The 20,966-nt window shown below is 65.2% G+C and carries 20 protein-coding genes; 9 read left to right on the top strand and 11 right to left on the bottom strand.

The genetic code is table 11. The features are described from left to right. Nucleotides 1-218: 218 nt before the first annotated feature. A complete protein-coding gene (locus tag BBTA_RS17300; protein ID WP_012043784.1) occupies nt 219-644 on the bottom strand; it encodes a VOC family protein in 426 nt (141 codons plus the stop codon). A gap of 67 nt (nt 645-711) precedes the next feature. Here BBTA_RS17300 and BBTA_RS17295 point away from each other — a divergent pair, with 67 nt between their 5' ends. The 9 genes from BBTA_RS17295 (at nt 712) to BBTA_RS17255 (ending at nt 12,623) form a co-directional block, all read left to right on the top strand. Next, nucleotides 712-1,317, top strand: coding sequence for a TetR/AcrR family transcriptional regulator (locus BBTA_RS17295; RefSeq protein ID WP_012043783.1), 606 nt, complete (start codon nt 712-714; stop codon nt 1,315-1,317). Nucleotides 1,318-1,337: 20 nt separating this feature from the next. Then, nucleotides 1,338-1,469: a hypothetical protein gene (locus BBTA_RS41640; RefSeq protein ID WP_256374712.1), complete on the top strand. Its 132-nt coding sequence runs from the start codon at nt 1,338-1,340 to the stop codon at nt 1,467-1,469. A gap of 312 nt (nt 1,470-1,781) precedes the next feature. Beyond that, the gene (locus tag BBTA_RS17290; RefSeq protein ID WP_244424446.1) at nt 1,782-4,625 is read left to right on the top strand and encodes a PAS domain-containing protein; all 2,844 of its coding nucleotides are present in this window, start codon (nt 1,782-1,784) and stop codon (nt 4,623-4,625) included. A gap of 235 nt (nt 4,626-4,860) precedes the next feature. Next, a complete protein-coding gene (locus BBTA_RS17285; RefSeq protein ID WP_012043780.1) occupies nt 4,861-7,023 on the top strand; it encodes an exonuclease in 2,163 nt (720 codons plus the stop codon). Nucleotides 7,024-7,278: 255 nt separating this feature from the next. Then, nucleotides 7,279-7,947, top strand: a complete 669-nt coding sequence (locus BBTA_RS17280; RefSeq protein ID WP_085972706.1) for a Crp/Fnr family transcriptional regulator — start codon at nt 7,279-7,281, stop codon at nt 7,945-7,947. Between the two features lie 87 nt (nt 7,948-8,034). Further along, nucleotides 8,035-8,238 (top strand): DUF2892 domain-containing protein, encoded by a 204-nt coding sequence (locus BBTA_RS17275; protein ID WP_012043778.1) that lies wholly within the window; start codon nt 8,035-8,037, stop codon nt 8,236-8,238. Between the two features lie 67 nt (nt 8,239-8,305). Then, the gene (locus tag BBTA_RS17270) at nt 8,306-9,193 is read left to right on the top strand and encodes an MBL fold metallo-hydrolase (protein ID WP_012043777.1); all 888 of its coding nucleotides are present in this window, start codon (nt 8,306-8,308) and stop codon (nt 9,191-9,193) included. A gap of 689 nt (nt 9,194-9,882) precedes the next feature. Then, on the top strand, nt 9,883-11,991 hold the full coding sequence (locus BBTA_RS17260; protein ID WP_012043775.1) for a protein-disulfide reductase DsbD: 2,109 nt from the start codon (nt 9,883-9,885) through the stop codon (nt 11,989-11,991). After that, complete coding sequence (locus BBTA_RS17255) at nt 11,988-12,623, top strand: DsbA family protein (RefSeq protein WP_012043774.1); 636 nt, start codon at nt 11,988-11,990, stop codon at nt 12,621-12,623. The genes BBTA_RS17260 and BBTA_RS17255 overlap by 4 nt, the downstream gene beginning before the upstream one ends. A gap of 65 nt (nt 12,624-12,688) precedes the next feature. Here BBTA_RS17255 and BBTA_RS17250 read toward each other — a convergent pair whose 3' ends face one another. The 10 genes from BBTA_RS17250 to soxB all read right to left on the bottom strand — a co-directional run bounded on the left by BBTA_RS17250 (nt 12,689) and on the right by soxB (nt 20,954). Continuing rightward, nucleotides 12,689-13,030 carry a rhodanese-like domain-containing protein gene (locus tag BBTA_RS17250; protein ID WP_012043773.1) on the bottom strand — a complete coding sequence of 114 codons (342 nt, stop codon included), beginning with the start codon at nt 13,028-13,030 and terminating at the stop codon, nt 12,689-12,691. A 41-nt stretch (nt 13,031-13,071) separates the two neighbouring features. After that, nucleotides 13,072-13,632, bottom strand: coding sequence for a YeeE/YedE thiosulfate transporter family protein (locus BBTA_RS17245; RefSeq protein WP_012043772.1), 561 nt, complete (start codon nt 13,630-13,632; stop codon nt 13,072-13,074). 12 nt (nt 13,633-13,644) lie between these two features. After that, nucleotides 13,645-14,187, bottom strand: a complete 543-nt coding sequence (locus BBTA_RS17240) for a YeeE/YedE thiosulfate transporter family protein (protein WP_012043771.1) — start codon at nt 14,185-14,187, stop codon at nt 13,645-13,647. 93 nt (nt 14,188-14,280) lie between these two features. Next, entirely contained in the window at nt 14,281-15,381 is a 1,101-nt protein-coding gene (locus tag BBTA_RS17235) for a YeeE/YedE family protein (RefSeq protein WP_012043770.1), read from the bottom strand. 68 nt (nt 15,382-15,449) lie between these two features. Continuing rightward, nucleotides 15,450-15,872: a DsrE family protein gene (locus BBTA_RS17230; RefSeq protein WP_012043769.1), complete on the bottom strand. Its 423-nt coding sequence runs from the start codon at nt 15,870-15,872 to the stop codon at nt 15,450-15,452. A gap of 27 nt (nt 15,873-15,899) precedes the next feature. Next, on the bottom strand, nt 15,900-16,802 hold the full coding sequence (locus BBTA_RS17225) for an alpha/beta hydrolase (protein WP_012043768.1): 903 nt from the start codon (nt 16,800-16,802) through the stop codon (nt 15,900-15,902). A gap of 10 nt (nt 16,803-16,812) precedes the next feature. After that, entirely contained in the window at nt 16,813-17,247 is a 435-nt protein-coding gene (locus BBTA_RS17220) for a hypothetical protein (protein WP_012043767.1), read from the bottom strand. A gap of 26 nt (nt 17,248-17,273) precedes the next feature. Next, the gene (locus BBTA_RS17215) at nt 17,274-17,987 is read right to left on the bottom strand and encodes a cytochrome c (RefSeq protein ID WP_041750722.1); all 714 of its coding nucleotides are present in this window, start codon (nt 17,985-17,987) and stop codon (nt 17,274-17,276) included. Beyond that, nucleotides 17,971-19,254 (bottom strand): sulfite dehydrogenase, encoded by a 1,284-nt coding sequence (gene soxC, locus BBTA_RS17210; RefSeq protein WP_012043765.1) that lies wholly within the window; start codon nt 19,252-19,254, stop codon nt 17,971-17,973. Before soxC ends, BBTA_RS17215 begins: the two co-directional genes overlap by 17 nt. A 5-nt stretch (nt 19,255-19,259) precedes the next feature. Further along, nucleotides 19,260-20,954 (bottom strand): thiosulfohydrolase SoxB, encoded by a 1,695-nt coding sequence (soxB, locus tag BBTA_RS17205; protein ID WP_041750721.1) that lies wholly within the window; start codon nt 20,952-20,954, stop codon nt 19,260-19,262. Nucleotides 20,955-20,966 lie beyond the last annotated feature (12 nt).

The following is a 20,966-nucleotide window of genomic DNA, read 5'->3' as shown; positions in this document are numbered from 1 at the left end:
CGTGATCGCGGGGTCCCCGCTCTGCCGTCATTCATTCCTGGGATCGCAACGCGCGCCTACCCGACGATCAGCTAATTGTTCAGGTGCTTCCCGAAGACATGATGGCCGTCACTGCAGCTCTGCTGACGCTGCGGGAACAGACCCGAGTTTGAGCACACAGGCGTTCCATTGGTTGCTGCAAACGTCTCAACCGATGCCACTGACCGCAACCGTCATCGTCACTGCGGTCGCGCGTCGGGCGCATATTGAGCAGCAAACGCAGCGCTCGGCGGAATCGGCTTGATGACATCGATCAGCACGCCGTTGGGATCCTGGGTGATGAAATGCCGCTGGCCGAACTCCTCGTCGCGCAGCGGCAGCAGGATCGGCAATCCCGCCGCGACCGCCTCGGCATGCATCGTGTCGACGTCGTCGACCTCGAAATTCAGCAGCAGGCCCGAGGCCCGTCCGCGACCGGCGGCGGGGATCGTCTCGTGATCCCCCCTCAGGATCGCGAGATTGACGGCGGGGTCGCGCGTGGACTGCAGGTGGACGTACCAATCGGCCTCGAACAGCGGTTGAAACGCCAAGTGCCGGACATAGAACGCCGCAGTGGTGGCGACGTCGTCAGCCATGAGGACGGGGTAATAGCTGGTAATCTTCATGCTTCCCTTCTCCCTCAAATATAGATACATTCTGCCTGTATCTTTATTTAACAAACAGGCAGCCTGCATGCAAGTAAAATCGGTTCGACGCAGCAATCCCGAGCGGACGGCCGAGATGCGGGCGCGGCTGGTCGCCAAGGCGCGCCGGCTGTTCGTGACCCACGGCTATGCCGCGACCAGCACGCCGTCCATCGTCGAGGCAGCCGGCGTCACGCGCGGCGCGCTGTACCACCACTTTGCGGACAAGCAGGCGATCTTCCGCGCCGTGGTCGAAGCTGAATCGGAAGCCGTCGCCGCGGCGATTGCAGCAGCCGACACGCCGGGCTTGTCCGCGCGCGCGCGGCTGCTCGCTGGCGCCAAAGCGTATGTGCTGGCAATGCAGGCCCAGGGACGCACACGGCTGCTCCTGATCGAAGGCCCAGCCGTGCTGGGCCGCGACACGATCCGCGAGATCGAAGGCCGCAACGGGGACGCCAGCCTGAAGACCGGCCTCGAAGAGGCGATCGCCGAGGGCACCCTGCCCCGCCTGCCGATCGAGGCGCTCACCTCGCTGCTCTCAGCCATGTTCGAGCGCGCCGCTATAGATGTCGCCGAGGGCGAGCCGACGGACAATGTCCTTGCCGTCATCGCACAAGTCCTGCGCGGGTTGGCGACGTCAGAGCAGAAGGCGTGAACCCTGCCTTTGCGACCAGCATGGCTGCGGCGCTCGCGACGGGCGTCCTCGCGGCGGTCGCCGCCTTTCATATCAGCCTGCCGGATCGTTCAAGGCTCTGGCTGCTGCTGCCGGCCTCCAGCTGTTTGCGCCTGGCTCTCGAATATCGGTGATGCATCGGCGATGATCCTGATGTGGAATGTGGGCGCGGCCTTGGTGTTCGCTACGCCGGGGGGCCGTGTTCGGACAATCTGCAATGCGATGGCTTGCGCAGCGGCTGAGCTGACTTTCTGGAAGCTGAGTTCCCCCGCTTCGGACCAAATTGACGTCCTGGCTTGAAGTCCTTGAGGCGCATGGAGGGCCACATCCCAGCCGCTCGTCCGCGATGCACATTCTGGTCATTTGCACTCCGGCGAGATGAATGACATGAGTCTGGATCATGCCAATTTTCAAGCCACCGCACTCGCTGGACAATGAGACGAGCCGTGACGAACGCTTCGGTTTGCGGCTCATCCGACATCGATGTTCGAGCAAAGGGACTTCGCGTGGCCTATAGAGCAGACCGGACGTCCCAATACGACTTCCTGTCTGGCGGCGGTCAGATGGGCCGCCTCATGCTCGCGCACGACTGGTCGACTTCTCCGCTGGGTCCCCCGGACGGCTGGCCTCAAAGCCTGCGCTCGGTGGTCGGCCTGCTGCTCGGTTCCAAGTTTCCGATGTTCGTTGCGTGGGGAACCGAACTGGGATTCCTTTACAACGACTCCTACGCCGAAATCCTCGGCGGCAAGCATCCGAAGGCGCTTGGCGAGCGCTTTTCCGAGATCTGGGCGGAGATTTGGCCAGATATCGCGCCGCTGATCGAAGCGGCAATGGCCGGCGAGGCCACCTATCGCGAGGACCTGCCGCTCCTCATGAACCGCAAAGGATTCGAGGAGCAGACCTGGTTCACCTTCAGCTATTCGCCAGTGCGGAACGAAGCGGGTCAGGTCGCAGGAATGTTCTGTGCGTGTAGCGAGACGACGGCGAAGGTCGTTGCTGAACGCCGTTCCCTGGAGGAACGCGAGCGGCTGCAGCGCATGTTCGAGCAGGCGCCCGGCTTCATGGCCATGTTGAGCGGGCCCGAGCATCGCTTCACGCTCACCAACCCCGCCTTTCAGCAACTGATCGGCCACCGTGACGTGCTTGGCAAACCAGTGTCCGCGGCCCTTCCTGACGCCGCCGCGCAGGGTTACGTCGAGCACTTGAACAAGGCGTTCAGCACCGGAGAAGCGCTCATTTTCTCGAGCGCTCCTTATGCGATGCAGGCTGCACCGGGCGGCCCCATCACTGAGCGGCTGGTTGACTTCGTCTACCAGCCGGTTCGCGATGCCGATGGCGCCGTCACCGGGGTGTTCGTCGAGGGCTATGATGTCACCGAACGCGTTCGCGCCGAGGCGGCGCTCAGTGCCAGCGAAGCGCGGCTCAAGCTTGCACAGCAGGCAGCCGGAATCGGCGTGTGGGATTGGGACCTCGTCACTGGCGCGATCAGCTGGTCGCCGGAAATGTACGACATCCTGGGGCTCGATCCAGCCAAGCATGCGGGAACGCCCTATGACACGTGGCTTGGTATTCTCCATCCGGATGACCGTGACCTGGCCGACAGGACTGCGAGAGAAGCGGCGGCGAAGGGCGAAGCGTTCAGCATCGACTTCAGGATCAAGCACCAGCAGACCGGCGAGCAGCGCTGGGTGCGTTCGCGCGCGACGGCCGTGCTCGATGACCAAGGCCGGCCGGCCCGCCTCGTGGGGGTGAATGTCGACGTCACGGGCGAGCGTCGACGCGAGGAAGGACTGCGTGAGCTGGCCGGCGATCTGCAGACCGCGGTCGAGGCAAGCGAACGGGAGCGGAATCGGATCTACGACCTCAGCAACGACCTCTTCGCTGTCGTTGGCTTCGACGGCTTCCTCAAGACCATCAATCCGGCCTGGGAGAGACTGCTGGGCTATTCACGCGCGGAGCTTCTGGCCAAGCCGCTCGCGGCGGTCATCCATCCTGATGACCTCGCTGCTGCGGGTCAGGTGATCGCGGCGCTGCAGACGCGCGATCCGCTGCAGCGGTTTGAAAACCGCCTGATCACGGCGGACAACAACACGATCTGGGTCGCCTGGGCCGCGGTGCCGGAAGGCGACCGCTTCTATGCCGTCGGTCGCGACGTCAGCCGGGAACGCGAGCAGGACGAGGCGCTGCGTCAGAGCCGAAAAATGGAGGCGATGGGACAGCTCACCGGCGGCGTCGCGCATGACTTCAACAACCTGCTCACCCCGATCGTCGGAGCGCTCGATATGCTCCAGCGCAGGGGCGTCGGCGGCGAGCGCGAGCAACGGCTCATCGCCGGCGCGGTGCAATCGGCAGATCGGGCAAAAACGCTCGTGCAGCGCTTGCTCGCCTTCGCCCGCCGACAGCCGCTCCAGCCCGTCGCGGTCGACCTCGGTCTGCTCGTTGCCGGCATGGGCGAGCTGGTGGCGAGCACCACGGGACCACAGATCAAGGTCGTCGTCGATGCCGCACGTGACCTGCCGCCAGCCAAGGCCGACCCCAATCAACTCGAGATGGCGGTGTTGAACCTTGCGGTGAATGCCCGCGATGCGATGCCGGACGGCGGGACGCTACGCATATCCGTCCGGGCGGCAACGATCGGCCGACAACACCGCTCCAACCTCAAACCCGGCCCCTATCTCCATCTCTCAGTCGCGGATAGTGGGACCGGGATGGACGAAGTGACGCTGTCCCGCGCGATTGAACCCTTTTTCTCGACGAAGGGTATCGGCAAGGGAACGGGGTTGGGCCTGTCCATGGTGCACGGCCTCGCCACCCAGTTGGGTGGCGCCCTCACCATCCACAGCACCCCGGGAGTAGGCACCAACGTCGAACTCTGGTTGCCGCAGGGAGATGCGCAGACGGGCACGCCGCTTGCCCTCGAACGAGCGCCGGCGCTTGCGGCTCGCCGCGGGACCGTGCTGCTCGTCGACGACGAAGACCTCGTTCGGCTCAGTACCGCCGAGATGCTGATCGAACTCGGGCACGAAGTTGTCGAAGCGGGCTCGGCCGAAGAGGCGCTCCGGCTGCTCAACGGCGGGCTGTTCCCCGATCTCGTCGTGACGGATCACCTGATGCCTGGAATGTCCGGCACAGAACTGGCCCGGCGCATCCAGGCCGAACGTCCCAACGTGAAGGTGCTGATCGTGTCGGGATATGCAGAGGCGGTCGGCATAGCGCCTGATCTCCCGAGGCTGACCAAGCCGTTTCGGAACTTGGAATTGGCGGCGAGCCTCGACAGTTTAGGCCGATAGCACGTCGGCAATGTCCGCAGTTGTTGCTCGAGGTCCGCTCCTGACGTGACGCAGCGACGGAACGACTCCCCGTGACGATCTCCAAGCGTACGAACTCGACGATGAGCAGCCTCCCGTCGATGCTCCACCTTGACAAAGGGCGCATTCAGAACAAAAAATGAACAACGAATCCACTGGCCTGCTCGCGGAAAGCAGGTTCGTTGACCAGCATGGTTAGGAGCCCGGCGCACCTCACATGAAGCTCCCCACGCTGCCGGTCTATTATTACCTCGACCATTTCGTCGAAATGCTCCAGTTCGTCGAGACGACGTATGGCGAGATCCTCACCGATGAAGATCATGCGTTCACGCAGCGCTTTCGCGGCCTCTCCAAGGACGCGCAATGTCTCTTGATCAGGATGGTCAACAGGCGCGGGACGATCTTCAATCGCGCGCTGTTCAAGTACAAGGAGATCACCGATCTCGAGTCCGCGGCTCAGGACTTGATCGACTGTGGCCAGGCGCGCGGTCTTCGCGCCGAGGACTACTCCGCCTTCGTGCTCAGCCTGCCGAAGACGGCGCTCCTCGACGGTGCCCGTGCGGCCGGATTTGGCCGCGAGGTCCGCACGGCCTGGTCGAAGCCGGCGCTGGCCGACTTCTTCGTCGCGGCAATCCCCTTCGATCTTGCCGCGAAGCATTGCGGCGCCGGAAGCTTCATAGCGCTCGACAACACACGGTCTATCGAATTTCTGCTGTATCTCTATTTCGGCAAGACGGCCGATAGTCTCAAGAACTTCGCGCTGCGCGATCTCGGCGTCCTCCGCACCAACAAGGAGACGTCGTTCAGCTCTCGCTTCGCCGACGCCGACGAAGCGCGTGCGTGCTTTCATTACAGCCAGGTGCTGGACCGCATCGAGCTGCAATCCGCCGACATCGACCAACGGACGGTCGCGGAGATCCTGGACGGTCCGCCGCGGACAACCGATTACGCCGCCGACCTTGCGGCCCGCGCCGCGTGTCAGGTCGGACAGTTTTTCGAGAAGCACGGCGATACAGGTCTCGCCGAACGGCTCTATCGTTTCGGCCGGTCGGCCGACTGCCGCGAGCGCCTTGTCCGGTTGCTGTACGCCAAAGGCGACAAGGACGCCGCTGAAGCTCTGCTGCGGGACATGATCGACGATCCCGAAACTGACGACGAGCATCTCTTCGCAACGGACTTCTATGCTCGGAAGTTCGGCGGGCGGCGGACAGGCCTGTGTACCGAATTGCTGCGCTCGGGGCGCCAAATCGTCGTCGACGACACACATCGCGGTCATCCGGAAGCAGGCGTTGCCGGCGTGCTGAGACGTCAGGGCGGCGAAGTCTATTTCGCGGAGAATACGCTCTGGCTGACACTGTTCGGATTGTTGTTCTGGGATGAGCTCTTCGAGTCCGGCCAGCTCAGCAGTGGTTTCGATTGGATCCCGCATTGCCTGCGCGACCGAACCTTCCATCGCCGGTTCGCCCCGCGGATCGACAGCACGCTCGCGCAGGTCAGAGCTGGAGATGCGCTTCCGATCGTTCTGCGCACCATCGCTTCCAAATGGGGCCAGCCGAACGGGATCTTTGCCTGGGAGCACGTGCAGATGGGTGCGTTGCGTGCCCTGCTCGCATGCGCCAATGCGGACGGCCTGGCTGCGATTGTGCGGGCGATGTGCGAGGACTTCCGCGGCATGCGGGACGGCTTCCCCGACCTGATGCATGTGCGCGACGGCAAAGTGTCTTTCGTCGAGGTCAAGGCCGAAGGCGACGCCATCCGCCGCAATCAATTGACCCGGCTACGCCAGCTGGAGCACGCCGGCATCCCTGCTGAGATCGGTCGCGTGGATTACAGGTTCGACCCGGAGCAAGACTACGTGGTCGTGGACATCGAGACCACAGGCTCCTGGTCGTCCGGTGATCGGATCACCGAAATCGGGGCGGTGAAGGTCCGCAACCATCAGATCGTCGAGGAGTGGCACTCTCTGATCAATCCACAGCGGCCGATCCCGGCAAAGATCGTCGAGCTGACCGGCATCACCAACCAGATGGTCCGGGATGCCCCCTTTTTCCACGACATCGCCGACAGTTTCATCGCGTTCATGGGCGACGGAATCTTCGTCGCCCACAATGTGAACTTCGATTACGGGTTTTTGTCGTACGAGTATGAACGGCTCGAACGGCGCTTCCGCTTCCCGAAATTGTGCACCTGCGTCGGAATGCGGCGGCGCTATCCCGGGCATAAATCCTACGGGCTGGGAAAATTGTGTGCGATCTACGGCATTGCGCTCGACGATCATCATCGCGCCCTGTGCGATGCGCGGGCAGCAGCGCGGCTGCTGCATCTCATCAACAAGAAGCGCGTCGACGAAAATCCGCTGGAGGCCGAGCAGGCAGCGTAGTGGCGTCGAGCAAGTTGCGGGCGAAAGCACCGCCTTGTGCTGGCGAAGCTCGGCATCATCGACCCGGCCCGGCTGTTGTCTGAGATGCGCTTAGCCTCGCCGTTTCAGCCGACCATCCATTGACATAGCTCAACCGGCGGGGACGGCGCTCACGATATCGATCTTCACGGGGAGGGTTTCGGGAGCTCACCAGGGATTTGTTCGTCATATCTCCGTTTGGCAACGCACCGATGATGGCCGTATCCGACGATGCAAATTGATGGCGCACAGGATTGGACCCACGCATTTCCGCTGCTCCGACAGCTGCCGAACGAGCTCTTCGTTCAGCTGCGCGACGCCAGCCTGATCGTCGAGCTGCCCGAGGGCAGCCGCATCTTCGGCCCCGGTCAGGCGCCGGACTCCTTCCTGCTGCTGCTGGACGGCACCATTCGCGTGCAACAGACCTCGGAATCCGGCCGCGAGATCGTGCTTTACCGCGTGCAGGCTGGCGAAAGCTGCGCGCTGACCACTGCCTGCCTGCTGGGTTACGAAGACTATCAGGCCGAGGGCATCGCGGAGACGCGGATTCGTGCCGTGGCCATGCCCCGCGCGCTGTTCGACCGGCTGATCGCCAGCTCGCGCGAATTCCGCCAGTTCGTCTTCACCGCGTTCAGCCGCCGCGTCACCAACCTCTTCCGCCTCATCGAGGAGGTCGCGTTCCAGCGGATCGACGTGCGGCTGGCCCAGAAGCTCCTCGAACTCGCCGTATCGAGGCAGCACATCGCGGCAACGCACCAGGATCTCGCGAACGAGCTCGGCAGTGCGCGCGAGGTCATCAGCCGGCAACTCAGTGAATTCGCACGGCGGGGCTGGCTGCGAGTGGCTCGCGGCACGGTCGAAATCATCGACGGATCGGCCCTCACGCAGCTTGCCCGACATGGCTAGAGAGCCGCCCGCTCGGTGACTTAGTTACAGACCGTTCCAACGCAGCGTTCTATGGATTTGCCGGCACAAGCCAAAGGGGAGCGCGAGATGACACAGAACATTGGCAAGATCGATCGTCTGATCAGGATCATCGTGGGACTGGCGATCCTGAGCCTTACCATCATCGGCCCGCAGACGCTGTGGGGCCTGCTCGGCCTGATCCCGCTCGGCACGGCGCTCATCGGCTGGTGCCCGCCCTACGCGATGCTCGGCATCAACACCTGCGGAACCAAGCCCGGCGCGGCGTCTTAGCTCGCCCGGACGACAACGATATCGGGCGACGGCGCCGCCCGACGCGCTTCCTCCTGGAGCAGCAGCCATGTCCTATCCCATCGATCTGCGCGTGCAGCCCAAGGTGGCGGGCTTCTTCGATCCGGAAACCAGCACGATCAGCTACGTCGTCAAGGATCCGTCGTCCACCGCCTGCGCGATCGTCGACCCCGTCCTTGACATCGACTATGCGGCGGGCCGCATCGGCACGCGGTCGGCCGACATGCTGATCGACTATGTGACGCTGAACGGCCTGCAGCCGGAATGGCTGATCGAGACGCACGCCCACGCCGATCATTTGTCCGCCGTGCCCTACATCCAAGGCAGGATCGGCGGCAGGATCGGCATCGGCGAGCATATCCTGACTGTCCAGGAGACCTTCGGCAAAGTGTTCAACGAAGGCACCGAGTTTCGCCGCGACGGCAGCCAGTTCGATCGGCTGTTCAAGGATGGCGAGACCTACACGATCGGCCAGATGACGGCATTCGTCATGCACACGCCGGGGCACACCCCCGCCTGCACCACCCATGTCATGGGGAATGCAGCCTTTGTCGGCGATACCCTGTTCATGCCCGATGGTGGCACCGCACGCGCCGACTTCCCGGGCGGCAATGCGCGCACGCTGTTTCGCTCGATCCGGACCATCCTTGAAACCCTGCCGCCCGAGACCCGGCTGTTCATGTGTCATGACTACGGGCCGAACGGCCGGGCCGTGCGCTGGGAGACGACCGTAAGCGACGAACGGGTGCACAACATCCATGTGCGGGACGGCATGACCGAGGACGCGTTCGTCGCGCTCCGCGAGGCCCGCGACAGGACGCTAGGCATGCCCCGCCTGATCATTCCCTCGCTGCAGGTCAACATCCGCGCCGGCCATTTCCCGCCTGCGGACACGAGCGGAAAGGTCTTCCTGAAGGTGCCGATCAACGTGCTCTGACAACGAATGAGGAGTCGAGCCACCCTGCGCTGCCGCCTAGCCGCGTCACGAAGATGTCAGTTGCCAGACACGGCCGGTTTGCGCGACCAGTTCCGATCGGAGCAGATGGTCCCGATGCGACGCCCCGTTCTCATGCTGCATGCGATGATGCGCCGCCTGGCCGCGGCGCTGATTGCGATCGTCATCGGCTTGGCTCCTCTTCTGGGCGCATTCGAGCCGGCTGCAGCCGCAACGGCTGGTCGCGCTGACGCCGTACGGCATTGGTCTGGCGCACAAGCGGACATGCCGAAGCCCTGCAAGAAGGCCGTGCTTCCAGGTGCCATCAGCACATGCCCGTTCGCCGGAGCCGGTGTCACGGCGCTTCCACCGAGCGAAGACCTGACCGCGCAGCCGATCGCGGCCGCTCGGACGCTGACATGGCGACCGCACGATGCTGCGCTGTCGACGCAGTGTCACGCGTCCTCACCCTACCGCCCTCCCTGTCGGCTGTCCTAGGCTGACGGCTCGCTGGCTGACAGCTCGCTCCTTGTCGCACGCAACGTAACGCTGCGACATCGGCGGACGAATATATCGATCGATCGCATGTCGACCGGATCATCTCCGGAACCTGTGAGCTGGCTCGCCCAACGCCGGATGCGGCGCAGCGCGGGCTCGCCGGGCCGTGCGCGATCAGCGCGAGGGAGTTCTTCATGTCCATTCGTCGTCTCGGTCTCGGTGCCCTTCTGCTCGCAGCGTTGCATCTGATACCAACGATGGCCGCAGCCGCCGGCCCGCCGCACAAGGCGGAGGTCGACACACGCCTGCTGATCGGCGAGGTCGCGCAAATCGGCGGCGGCTCGACTGAGGCCTGGGCGGGTCTGGACGTCAGGCTCGGATCCGGCTGGCACACATACTGGCGATCAGCGGGCGATGCCGGTGCACCGCCCGACTTCGACTGGTCCGGCTCCCGCAACGTCGCGGGCGTCACCATCGAATGGCCGGCGCCGCGCCGCTTCACCGAGCAGGACATCGACACGTTCGGTTATGACGAACATGTGCTGTTCCCCTTGCGCGTCCGGCTGCAGGACAAGACGGCTCCCGCGCATCTTGCGCTCAAGGCCGTTCTGTTTGTGTGCTCCGTCATCTGCACCCAGCAGGAGGCGCAGCTCGCGGCCGACATTCCTGCATCGACACGCCAGCCGAACGATCAGGCGCAGATCGACGCGTGGCGGCATCTCGTCCCGCGCGAGACATCGCCCGGCCTGTCCATCACAGCGCTGCGGCTGGATCGCCAGGCCAAGCCGCAGCTGCTGCTCGACGTGCAGGCCTCGCCGCTGCTGGTCGCGCCGGACGTCTTCATAGATGGCCATGACGCAATCTCCGGAGGCCGCGTACGGGTGAACCGCAGGTCCGACGGCGGCGTGCGTTTCACCGTCCCGGTGCTGGGTCTCGATCAGGCCGGACCGATCGACCGGCTTCGGGTCACGCTGGTCGACGGCGACCGATCCATTGAAGCTACGCTCCCCGTGAGCGCAGCCGACACTGCACCCGCGACCGCTCCGGCGACGGCGATGCCTCATGCCGCAGCCGCGTCGATCTGGACCATTCTCGGCATCGCCCTGCTCGGCGGCTTCATCCTCAACTTCATGCCCTGTGTGTTCCCTGTGCTGTCCCTGAAGCTGGTGTCGCTGGTCGATCATGCGCCGGATCGGTCGGCTTCGCCGCGATCGGCATTCCTGGCGACGGCGGCCGGCATCATCGCATCGTTCGTGACCCTCGCCATCGTCCTCTCGGCCATGAAGGCGGCGGGCGCGCAAGTCGGCTGGGGCCTGCAGTTCCAGCAGCCTGTCTTTCTCGTCGCGATGATCATCGTGCTCGCCGCCTTCGGCGCCAATCTGCTCGGCCTGTTCGAGATCAGCCTGCCCTGGCGGATCGTAAGCTGGCTCGGCGCTACCACCGGCGATCGGACGCTCGCGAGCCATCTCGTGAACGGTTTCGTCATGACGCTGCTGGCGACGCCGTGCTCGGCTCCGTTCGTCGGCACGGCCATAGCGTTCGCGTTGTCGCAGGCTGCGCCTCAGATCCTGCTCGTGTTCACCGGGCTCGGCGTCGGGATGGCGGCGCCCTATCTCTGCCTCGCCGCAGCGCCCCGCTTTGCCACGCTCGTCCCGCGGCCGGGGCGTTGGATGCTGAAGCTGCGCGCCGTCGCAGCGATCGCGATGGCCGCGACCGCGGCATGGTTGCTGATCGTGCTCTCGGATATCAGCGGGCCGATGCCCGCCATCGTGCTCGCCGCCGCGCTGCTCGTTGCCATCCTGATCATGACCGCGCGCCGCTTTCCGCTCCGGCGGGCGATGGTCGGGGCCGGCCTCGCTGTCACGATCGCGGTGGCGCTGATGGCCGCCACCCATGTCCCGCAGCCGCCAGCGACGGCGCCATCGAGCGGGATCGTCTGGCAACCGCTGGAACCGGCCGAGATCGCAGCGCAGGTCCGCGCCGGGCACACCGTGTTCGTCGACATCGGCGCGAGCTGGTGCGTCACCTGCAAGGTCAATGAGAAGCTCGTGCTCGACAGCACAGCCGTGCGCAGCCGCCTCTCCTCCGGCGTGGTCGCCATCCGCGCGGACTGGACCTCACCCAGCGATGCGATCGCGGCCTATCTCCGGTCCTTCGGCCGCTACGGCCTGCCCTTCAACGCCGTGTTCGGCCCGGGCGCGCCGGACGGCATCCTGCTTCCCGAGCTGCTGACTCCTCAGATCGTGCTCGATGCCATCGACACCGCATCCAACCCGCCTCACCCGGAGAACCACAAGACATGACCCGAACACGCTCTCGCTCGTCCTTTGCGATCGTGCTGCTGCTGACAGCCGCAATGCTGCCGCTGCAGGCCCGCGCCGAAGACGCCGACACCGACATCCTCAGCGAAGCGCGCATCCTGCATGACGCCGCCATTCCCGCTGCCGGCAACGCCGATGGCGACATCACGATCGTCGAATATTTCGACTACCAATGTCCGTATTGTCGCAAGATCAGCCCCGACCTCGCCAAGGTGGTGCGCGAGGACGGTCACGTCCGGCTGGTCTTCAAGGACTGGCCGATCTTCGGCGGCGTCTCGATCTACGCGGCCCGCCTCACCTTGGCCAGCAGATATCAGGACAAGTTCGCCGAGGCGCATGAGGCGCTGATCTCGCTCAAGGAGAAGCTGTCCGAGGCCAAGGTCGATGCGGCGCTTTCGGCCGCCGGGATCGACCTCGCTCGCGCCAAGGCCGATCTCGCAGCCAAGCGGACCGAGATCGATGCGGTGCTTGCGCGCAACCACGAGCAGGCCACCGGCCTCGGATTCCAGGGCACGCCGGCCTTCATCATCGGCCATTTCCGCGTCCCCGGGGCGCCGAACGCCCAGGCCTTCAAGCAGGCCATTGCAGATGCCCGCGCCGCGGCGACCAAATAGCAGGCGGCGACGTTGCCGGTACCGTGCACGGACGCGACTCTTCGCGCTGGGCGCGGACCGGCGGCTCAGGCCACCGGACCGCCGTGTGCGCGCCAGCCGCTCATGCCTCCGGCATAGTGGCGGACGTTCTGTCGTCCTGCCGATAGCGCGCGCCGCAGCGCCGTCGCCGAGCGGCCGCCGGCCTGGCAGATCAGAACCACCGGCTCGTCCTGGGTAAGACTGTCCGGATCGAAGCGCGACAGCGGATGATTGACCGCGCCCGGAATATGGCCGCCGTTGAACTCGTGCGGCTCGCGTACATCGACGATCACGCAGCTGCGCTGTTGATGCGCCCGAACCAGCTCGTCATGCGCGATGGCCGGCACGCTGACCGATCCCGTCAGCCTGTTGAACAATCCTGCTAGCATGGGAGACGCCTCTTACTGTTGACGATGGACGTTCGGGCCGGTCAGCCGGCCCGCGTGCGCCGCGCCTTGGCCTCTGACGATTCGACCCAGAGGAAGAAAGCGCCCGCGCCGATCGCCAGAGCGGCGAACCAGATACCATCCGGTACGCCGGTGATGTCCGGCAGACGTACCTTGCCGAGCGCCCAGACGTTGAGAATGTGAGCCTTCACCCAATCGAAGCTCAATGCGTAGAGGATTGCACCGACGATCATGCCGAACGCGCCGACAGCGGCGTGCACGCTGCCGCTGGCGATGGCGCCGAGCGCGGTGCCCGGGCAGTAGCCGTAGACGACCATGCCGACGCCGAACAGCGCCGCACCGAGCGCCACGGCCACCATGTTGGCGTCCTTGACGTAATATTTAGTGTTGCCGGTATCGACCAGCAGCAGCACGCCGATGCCGCCGACCACGATCGCAGTCCCCATCACCTTTAGCACCGTGAAGTCACGCAGCCGGAACTGGTTCTCGATAACGTTGCAGCTCGTGACCTTGCCCTGCTGCAAGAGATAGCCGAACACGGCGCCCATCAGGAGCGGGCCGGCGATGCTCATCACTGACGTCATGACCTTCTCCTCTCAGGCTTTGCGGAACATCAGGCGCGACACCAATAGGCCGGTCGCGAACATCACGGCAAGAAACAGCCAGCTCGACAGCGCCAGTTGCAACCCGCCGGAAATGCCGTGTCCGCTGGTGCAGCCGCCGGCGAGACGCGCGCCATACATGATGACGATGCCGCCCAGGAACGCGGCGACGAAGCGCTTGAACACGGACGGGCCGAAGCGCTCCTTCCAGACCTCCGGCACCAGCTCGAGCCGCCAGGTGCCCGAGATGATCGCCGACAGGAACGCGCCGAGCGGAATACCGACCAGGAACCAGACGCCATAGTCCCATTTCAGCGGCATCGACTTCCAGTAGCTGTTGGTGGCGACGGCGTCGGATCCGATCACCGGGACCGCGAACAGCGAAGCGACGCGCGAAAACGCGGTGGTGACGCCAAGTGGATCGCCGAACCCGGCAAAAGCCACCCAGCTGAGAATGCCGATGCCGGCACCGACCAGATAGGGCGACCAGTCGATCCGTCTCGCCTTCCGTACATCTCCGACCACGACATCGGTCATCATCGTCATGACGCCAGTCCTCCTGCTCGCGCGCGGCGCAGCCGCGCTGACAACGACGGATTATATACGCACATTCGTACTTGTGAATATTTATTATGAGGATATCGTAGCGGTCGGCTGTGCAGCGTCGTGCATCGGCTTGGCGGCGAACAGCCAGCGGTCCACGACGAAATCGGTGGCGGCTGCGCCGAGCCACATGCCGCCGAGCACAATCCATGCTGTCAGCGCGAACACCGATGCCCCGGTCACGCCGGCCCCGACGGCGCACCCGCCGGCCAGCATCGCTCCGAATCCCATGAGGACGGCGCCGACCAGATAGCGCCGCATGCCGCGCCCGTCCGAAAAGCCTTCCAGATTGAGCTCGCCCGCCAGCGCCGCCGCGACGAACGAGCCGATGAACACGCCCGGGATGATGCCGAGGTCGAAGCCGGGCTTCAGCTGGGGGCTGGCGAGCACTTGCATCAAGAACTCCGCCGAGGGCCCGCTGAAGGTCAGGCTCTTCAGCGGCACCGGCGCAAACGACGCCTGGCCGAGCTGATAGGTCAGCAGCCAGCCGGCTGCGACGGCAGCACCCGTGGCCACCGCCGAGTACAGGATCCGACCTCCGACCTGGAATTTGGACACGGCGGCGAGCCCGGCCAAGAACCACAGCATGCCGAAGCCGAGCTTCTCGGGCGTACCGCCGCCCAGCACGCTCATGATGTCGCGCGACGGTCCGCCATCGACGAGCCAGAGATTGGTGAGCCACTCACGCAACGGCGCAAGCAGACCGTGATAGGCCGACTGCGCCGTCACCGCGAAGATCAGGCCCGACAGCAAGGCTCGCAGATTGCCATTCGCGGAGAGCACCAAGAGACGGCTGGCACAGCCGCGCGCCAGGATCATGCCGCAGCCGAACAGGGTGCCGCCGATCATCGCCCCGGAGATGCTGCCCTGCTGCGCCAGCTGACGCGCTTCCGAAACATCGAGCAGGCCCATGGCCACCAGCGACTGGGTGCCGAGCAGCGCCGAGGCAAAGGTCAGGAGCCAGACGGCGAGGCGCGGCCCGCCCTGCCCGCGCGCGAACTCGATCGTCGCGGCCCGCAGACAGAAGCGGCTGCGCTGGGCGAAGAAGCCGAAGGCACCGCCGACCGCGAGCCCGCACAGCAGCAGCACCGGCTCCTCACCCAGACGATCGATCAATGCGGTGAGCACGGGCGCTCTCGTCGTTCAAGTCTGCCGCACAACGCGCCGGGCGGCGTCGGCAAGGACGTATGCGGTCGTCACGGGCGCAGATAGGCATATCCGCTCTGTTGCAACTCGGTAAGGCGCACCACGCCGCCCTTCTCCGCCACGGCGAAGCCCGGCAGGAGATCGTCGAGCTTCACGCCCTGCGCCTTCATGGTATTGGCACAGGCGTCGAACCCGACGCCTGCCTTCATGAGCCGCTCAGCCAGTGCCGAGATGGTCTGGTCGGCCGAAATCGCATGAAAGGCCCGCAAGCCCGGACCGTGGATCACGAGGCGAATGTCGGCCCGTCCAGGTCCGCCGGTGCCGTCGACGTGGTTCTGGATGTTGCCGAGAACGAACAGGGCGCGATCCTGATCGGCAAGATGATAGACGACGCGCTGGCGAGCAGACTCGGTCGCCGCCCGGGCGCTGCCGACGCCGAAGAGTCCAAACAGACTGGCAAGTCCAGCTTGCATCAAAGATCGTCTTTCCATAGGTGACTCCTAACGCACGGCTGCAATGAAGGCTGCGATGCGATCCGCTGCATCCTCGGCGGCGAGATCGCGAAAGAAATGGTCCGCGTCGTCGATCGTCTCCAGCCGGACACGGCCACCGGCCGATGACGCCAGCGGCGCGAACGACGCGGCGACGTCCAGCACGGTCTTGTCCTGCGCAGCCGCCAGCACCAGAATCGGAAGGCTGACATCGGCAATCAGCGACGCCGTGTCCTGGCGCCGGTCGGCGCGATAGAATGCGGCAAAGGCCCGCGCCGTCACCTCGGCATCGCGGCAGTAGATGAAGCCAGGGACGGACATCCATTCTCCGCCCCGTCCGGCGGCGAGCGCCGCTTCGGCCTTGTCGAGCAGCGCCGTCAGCGATTGGCCATAGGTCTCCGCATAGGCCGCTCTCAGGCTCGCCTCGGTGCCTGCGGTGGCCGGCGCGAGCAGGATCGCGCCTGCGACGGCAGCCTTCGAATTGGCGGCGAGATACCGCGCCACCTGGTTGGCGCCGCGCGAATGCCCGAGCACGAAGACGCGCGACGACGTCTTGCGCGCTTCGCTCAGCCACGCCGCGATCTCCGGGATTGCGTCGTCAGGCGCATAGTCATGAGGCCTGCCGCAATCGTACATGCCGCTGCGTCGATCGAGACCGAGCACGAGATTGTGGGCCAGCGTGGCGATGCCGCGCTCGGACAGCGCCTTGGACAGGCCCTGGATGGTCTCCATGTCCTTGTGCGCGAGCGTGCCATGCGTAATCAGCACCAGCGGCACATCCGGCCCCAAAAGCGCCGGCAGCCTGAGGGTGCCGAGCGCCGTGCGACCGCCGATGATGAGTTCGCGCGACTCCTCTGCGGCGAGGACCGCACAACTCACCAACGAGAGCACCAGAGCGAGCCACCACCGCATCGTCAAACCCTCAGGGACGCACGATCGTCCAGTTCTTCTCAGCCAGTTCCAACAGGGTCGCGACCCCGGTCTTGACCACGGTGACGCCCTCGAGCAACGGCGGCTGCCGTCCCTCCCTGCCCGCCAGCGTCTCCAACGTGTTGCCGCAGGCGATGAAGCTCACATTGGGCATCGACTTCGCGAAGCCCATCACCCGCTCCTTCACAGGCGACCGATCGGCCAGCAGCATGTCGAGGCCGCCATTGAAGGCCACGATCACGATCTCGACCTCGTCGCCTTCGCCCGAATAGTGACGCGAGACATTGGCAGCGACGTCGAGCACCGCGCGCATCTTGGCCGGCTCCTCGTCGCTGATCTGCAGCGCGAGCCTGTGCGGCTCGGCCGCGACGGCAACGGATCCACACCCGCTGGCGACCAGGAAGACGGATGCGACCGCCGACAGCATCCTGCGGCGGCTGCATCCGGCAATCCTCACTCGACGCCTCGCGGCTTGCCATCCTTGTCTTCCGGCGTGACGTCGACCGCGGTCGCGCGTCCGGTGATCTTGACCGGCGCGATGCAGTTCTTCATGCAGGGCTCCTTCTGCCAGAACGCCTTCTCGCTCGTCGCCCGGTCGTCCATGATGAACCCGCCCTCGTTCGGCATCTTGATCGTGGCGAGATTGCTGTTGCTCAGCTCGAAGTTCTGATCGGTGATCACGTCGTTCAGATAGAGCACATAGGCGACCAGCGCGTAGTACTCGTCGACCTTCAGCGATTGCGGGCTGCCGAAAGGCATCGCGTGGCGGACGTAGTCGAACAGCGTCGAGGCGTACGGCCAGTAGGAGCCGACCGTCTTGACCGGATTGTCTGATGTCAGCGAGCCCTTGCCGCCGGCGAGCACCGGCCAACGCCCGGCCCCCTCACCGAACTCGCCATGGCAGCTCGCGCAATTATCCATGAACAGCTTCTCGCCCTGGGCGACGGTGCCCTTGCCGACTGGCAGGCCCTGCCCGTCCGGACGCACGTCGATGTCCCAGCCGCGGATTTCGTCGGCGCTCGGCGCCCGGCCGATGTTGAAGCGCTGCGCCGGCTTGGCCTCGGCTTGGGATTCGGTCTTCTCGCCCGGACCACCGGCGAACGCGACCGAGCCGGCAAGCGCGGCGAGCGCGACGGCTGCAATGATCAGCTTAGGCGACCTCGACATTCTCGACCTCACCATTTGCCTGCACGTGCCAGGTCTGGATGCCATTGTTGTGATAGATGGAGTTGTAGCCGCGCACCTTGCGCAGCTCGGCCTTGGACGGCTGCACATAGCCGGTCTCGTCCTGCACCCGCGACTGCAGCAGCAGCGACTCGCCGTTCCAGTCGAACTCGTAGTAGAAGCGGGTCAGCGCCTTATCGAGCACCGGGCCGTCGAGCCGCGCCGGCCACCAGCTGCGGCCACCATCGAGCGACACGTCGACGCGCTTGACCTTGCCGTTGCCCGACCAGGCCAGGCCCGAGACGATGGTGAACCCCTTGCCGTGCTTGATCGGCGCCTGCGGGCTCGGGCTCGTGATCACCGACTTCGCATCCATGGACCAAGTGAAGCGCCGCGCCTTGCCATTTGGTAGCAGATCCGTGTACTTCGAGGTCTCCTCGCGGGTGTGCCAGGGCTGGTCGCCGACCTCGATGCGGCGCAGCCACTTGACCCAGAGATTACCCTGCCATCCCGGCACCACCAGACGCATCGGATAGCCCTGCTCGGGATACAGCGCCTCGCCATTCATCTTGTAGGCGATGATGCAGTCGTCGAGCGCCTTCTCGGTCGGCAGGCTGCGATCCATCGCGGCGGAATCGGCGCCCTCCACCAGCAGCCACTTGCCGCTGGACTTGACGCCGGCCTCTTCCAGCAGCGTCCGCAGCGAGACGCCGGTGTATTGCACGCAGTGGATCATGCCATGCGTGAACTGGCAGCCATTGAGCTGGGCGCCGCGCCATTCCATGCCGGAATTCGCCGCGCATTCCATGAAGTGGATGCGGTTGACGCGCGGAAAGCGCTTGAGCTCGTCGAGCGAAAGCAGCAGCGGCCGCTCGACCAGGCCATGGATCATCAGTCGGTGATCGGCCGGATCGACATCGGCCACGCCGCCGTGATGGCGCTCGAAGCACAGCCCGTTCGGCGTGATGATGCCTTCGAGCTCATGCAGCGGCGTGAAGCTGACCGAGGATTCCCGCGAGGCTGTCAGCCATTCGACGTCGCGCCGGACGACGTCCTTCTCGAATTTCGACGGCTTGCCGTAGGGACGCACGGCCACGCCCTCGCCGAGGGTACGCGTCCATTCCGGTACGTTCGGCGGCTGGTTGGCCGGATTGCCTGCGCCGGCGCGGGCCGGCGCGGCGATCGCAGTGGCCGCGAGGCCACCGGCGGCGGTCAGGAAACCGCGGCGCGAGGCGCGCGGGAGTGAGGAAACTGATTTGTCCTTCGACATCGTCGTCACACTCCGGAGACTTTGACGGCCCGATTGGGCTCGAGACGAACGGTTTTCTGACGCTGCAGATAGCCCGACACGACCTCCCAGATCGGCGGGCCCTGCGTACCCTCGTTGACGCTGGCCCAGCCGGCGACCTGATACTCGCGCGCCGGATCGATCACCGCGCCGGTCTTGATCAGGCGCATGTCGGAGATGCGCTGTCCTTGCGGCTTGTTGACGTCGATCGCGTAGGACATGCCGCCGATGCGGACCATGTCGCCGCCCTGCTGGTAGTAGGGGTCGACATTGAACAGATTGTCGGCCACGTCCTCGATGATTTCCTTGAGGCGCGTGCCGGTCATGCCCATGCGATAGACCGCGGGATAGGTGATCGCGGTGGCGTTGGTGACGTCCTCGAAGGTGATGTCCTGGCCCGGCATGACGCTGGTGCCCCAGCGGAAGCCCGGCGACAGCGCAATCTCCGCATCGCGTTCCTGCAGCAGAGCCTGACAGATCAGATCGTCGAACGTGCCGTTGAAGTTGCCGCGGCGGTACAGCAGCGTCTCGGTGCGTCCGAGCGCGCGGCCGAGATCGGCCGCGAACGGCTTGCGCACCTCAGCGATCTTGGCTGCCATCGCCGTATCCGGCGTGATCACGTCGGAGAACAGCGGGATCAGCCTGTAGCGATAGGCCTTGACCTCGCCATCCTTGACGTCGAGATCGAGCCGCGACACGAACTTGCCGGAGGAGCCGGATGCGATCAGCAGCGTCTTGCCGACCTTGACCGCTTCGGGCAGCGCATCATGGGTGTGGCCCGTGAGAATGACGTCGAGACCCTTGACGCGGCTGGCCAGTTTGCGGTCGACGTCGAAGCCGTTGTGCGACAGCAGCACCACCAGCCCGGCGCCGGCCTTGCGCGCCTTGTCGACCTGGGTCTGGACATCCTCCTCGCGCACGCCGAACGACCAGTTCGGGATCATCCAGCGCGGATTGGCCACCGGTGTATACGGGAAGGCCTGGCCGAGCACTGCGATCTTGACGCCGCCCCGCTCGATCATCGTCGAGGCCTCGAACGCCGGCTCATTCCACTCGGTGTCACGGATGTTGAGGCCGAGGAACGGAAAGCCGAGCCCGTCGACCGCCTGCTTGACGCGCTCTGTGCCGTAGGTGAACTCCCAATGCCCGGTCATCGCATCCGGCTTCAGCAACGCCATGCAGTCGATCATGTCCTGGCCGCGGGTCTGCAGCGACGACCAGGACCCCTGCCAGGTGTCGCCGCCGTCGAGCAACGCGACCTTGTCGCCGCGCTCGGCGCGGATCGCCTTGATGACGGTCGCGGCGCGATCGAGTCCGCCGATCCGTCCGTAGGTCTTGGCAAGCGCCTCGAAATCCTCCGAGGTCAGCGCATAGGCGGACGACGATCCGGGCGCAATGCCGAACCGCGTCAGAAACTCCTTGCCGGTGACATGCGGCGGTTGCCCCTTGGCGTCGCCGACCCCGAGATTGGTCGAGGGCTCGCGGAAATAAAGCGGCATCAGCTGGCCGTGGATGTCTGTGACATGCACCAGGGTGACGTTTCCGAGCGGATCGAACGCCAGAAGCTCCTTCTCGGTCAGCTTCTGTTGCGCAAAGGCGCGGGATGTGCCCGCGAGGCTGGCGCCGCCCGTCAGGGCAGCCGCCGCCAACGCGACCTGAACGAATTCGCGACGCGATATCATGATGTGTCTTCC

The sequence above is a fragment of the Bradyrhizobium sp. BTAi1 genome (assembly GCF_000015165.1).
Classification (GTDB): Bacteria; Pseudomonadota; Alphaproteobacteria; order Rhizobiales; family Xanthobacteraceae; genus Bradyrhizobium; species Bradyrhizobium denitrificans.
Note: the sequence above shows the minus strand (reverse complement) of the source record. Positions and strands in the feature narration are given on the sequence as shown.